This window comes from Thermostichus sp. MS-CIW-37 (assembly GCF_054060065.1).
This window is the reverse complement of the sequence record NZ_JBSSCV010000055.1, coordinates 1-2,500: the sequence shown is the minus strand read 5'-3', so window position 1 is coordinate 2,500 and position 2,500 is coordinate 1. Positions and strand designations below refer to the sequence as shown.

Annotated in this window: 2 tRNA genes and 2 rRNA genes (1 of these 4 cut by a window edge); all 4 read right to left on the bottom strand. The window is 58.4% G+C overall.

What is annotated here, in order from left to right:
* Positions 1-214: ribosomal RNA gene (locus tag ACVWYZ_RS14145) — 23S ribosomal RNA — on the bottom strand; it reaches 2,595 nt to the left of the window's first position.
* Positions 215-447: 233 nt separating this feature from the next.
* A tRNA-Ala gene (locus ACVWYZ_RS14140) sits at positions 448-523 on the bottom strand.
* Between the two features lie 89 nt (positions 524-612).
* Positions 613-686 (bottom strand) — tRNA-Ile (locus tag ACVWYZ_RS14135).
* A 123-nt stretch (positions 687-809) separates the two neighbouring features.
* A 16S ribosomal RNA gene (locus tag ACVWYZ_RS14130) occupies positions 810-2,282 on the bottom strand.
* Together the 16S and 23S rRNA genes with 2 tRNA genes alongside form the textbook arrangement of a ribosomal RNA operon.
* Positions 2,283-2,500: the final 218 nt, after the last annotated feature.

The following is a 2,500-nucleotide window of genomic DNA, read 5'->3' as shown; positions in this document are numbered from 1 at the left end:
TGCGGCTACTAAGATGTTTCAGTTCGCCGCGTTCGCCCCTTTGGCCTATGGATTCAGCCAAAGGTGACAAGGCTTGCGCCTTGCCGGGTTGCCCCATTCGGGAACCTGCGGATCACCGCTTTTGTCCAGCTCCCCGCAGCGTTTCGTCGGTAACACGCCCTTCCTCGCCTCTGCGTGCCTAGGTATCCACCGTGCGCCCTTAACTGACTTGACCTTTTCACCTCACGTAACATTGGTGTTCTACCTGCCTCATGCCCCCAGGTTGCTGCTGCTTCCCCCAAGCCAAGGCTCGGAGGGCTCAACCCAGAAGCATGCTGCTCTCTTGCTATGCAGTTTTCAAAGTGCTGGCCGGCTCAACCCGGCTGGAGGCTTGTGCTCGGACCCAAACCCCTAGCCCGGTCGTCAACCTATCCAACTGGAGAACCCCTTCCCGGCTCCTCACCAAAGTGGTGGAGGTAAGCGGACTCGAACCGCTGACTTCTGCCGTGCAAAGGCAGCGCTCTACCGGCTGAGCTATACCCCCAATCCAGACTGCACCCACCCTCTGGCTTTGCCCTCAGCTTGGCCAGCTCGCTTCTAGCTTGCTAGCTCTCCCTTCTCGAGGACAAACAGTGGGCCATCCTGGACTCGAACCAGGGACCTCACCCTTATCAGGGGTGCGCTCTAACCACCTGAGCTAATAGCCCTTCCCTTGGCTCTCCCCCAGAACCCCAGTCAACCATCCCCTCAACCCCGACCGACCTGGGATAACCTTTGCTGGCCTGAGGGTGGTCTAACTCCCCTCAGATGCCCCAAGGTAGGTCTCCCTAAAAGGAGGTGATCCAGCCGCACCTTCCGGTACGGCTACCTTGTTACGACTTCACCCCAGTCACCAGCCCTGCCTTCGGCGGGTGCTCCGACTTCGGGCATGGCCAGCTCCCATGGTGTGACGGGCGGTGTGTACAAGGCCCGGGAACGTATTCACCGCAGCATGCTGATCTGCGATTACTAGCGATTCCGCCTTCACGCAGGCGAGTTGCAGCCTGCGATCTGAACTGAGACGCGGTTTTTGGGATTGGCTCACGCTCGCGCGCTCGCGACCCTTTGTCCGCGCCATTGTAGCACGTGTGTAGCCCAGAGCGTAAGGGGCATGCTGACTTGACGTCATCCTCACCTTCCTCCGGTTTGTCACCGGCAGTCTCCCTAGAGTGCCCAACTCAATGCTGGCAACTAGGAACAAGGGTTGCGCTCGTTGCGGGACTTAACCCAACATCTCACGACACGAGCTGACGACAGCCATGCACCACCTGTGTCCGCGCTCCCGAAGGCACCCCCACGTTTCCGCAGGGTTCGCGGCATGTCAAGCCCTGGTAAGGTTCTTCGCGTTGCATCGAATTAAACCACATGCTCCACCGCTTGTGCGGGCCCCCGTCAATTCCTTTGAGTTTCACACTTGCGTGCGTACTCCCCAGGCGGGACACTTAACGCGTTAGCTCCGACACTGACCGGGTCGATACGGCCAACGTCTAGTGTCCATCGTTTACGGCTAGGACTACTGGGGTATCTAATCCCATTCGCTCCCCTAGCTTTCGTACCTCAGCGTCAGTTGAGGCCCAGTTGCGCGCTTCCGCCTCAGGTGTTCTTCCCGATCTCTACGCATTTCACCGCTACACCGGGAATTCCCGCAACCCCTACCTCACTCTAGCCGGCCAGTTTCCAGGGCCTTCCCACAGTTGAGCTGTGGCCTTTAACCCCAGACTTGGCCAGCCGCCTACGTACCCTTTACGCCCAATAATTCCGGATAACGCTTGCCTCCTCCGTCTTACCGCGGCTGCTGGCACGGAGTTAGCCGAGGCTTATTCCTGGGGTACCGTCAGCTTTCGTCCCCCAGAAAAGAGGTTTACAACCCAAGGGCCTTCCTCCCTCACGCGGTATTGCTCCGTCAGGCTTGCGCCCATTGCGGAAAATTCCCCACTGCTGCCTCCCGTAGGAGTCTGGGCCGTGTCTCAGTCCCAGTGTGGCGGGCCATCCTCTCAGACCCGCTACGGATCGTCGCCTTGGTAGGCCGTTACCCCACCAACTAGCTAATCCGACGCAGGCTCATCCTCAGGTGGATTGCTCCTTTCAGCTTCCGCCTGTATGGGGTATTAGCAGCCGTTTCCAGCTGTTATCCCCCGCCTGAGGGTAGATTCCTACGTGTTACTCACCCGTCCGCCACTAACACCCGAAGGTGTCCGTCCGACTTGCATGTGTTAAGCATACCGCCAGCGTTCATCCTGAGCCAGGATCAAACTCTCCGTGTCAATTCAAGAGCTTGTCTCTGGAAAAATGGAAACTTGACAGGGTTGAATATGCAGCCACAGCACCCTCAGGGGGTCTGTTTTGCTGCTTGCCGGGCGATGGTTGACTGAACAGCTTACTTGTCAAGGTTCTGGGACGCCGGGGCTGGTGGCCTCATCAGCGCTTTACTACCCTATCCCCACCACCACCACCCCGTCAAGATATCCAACCCAAAATTTTT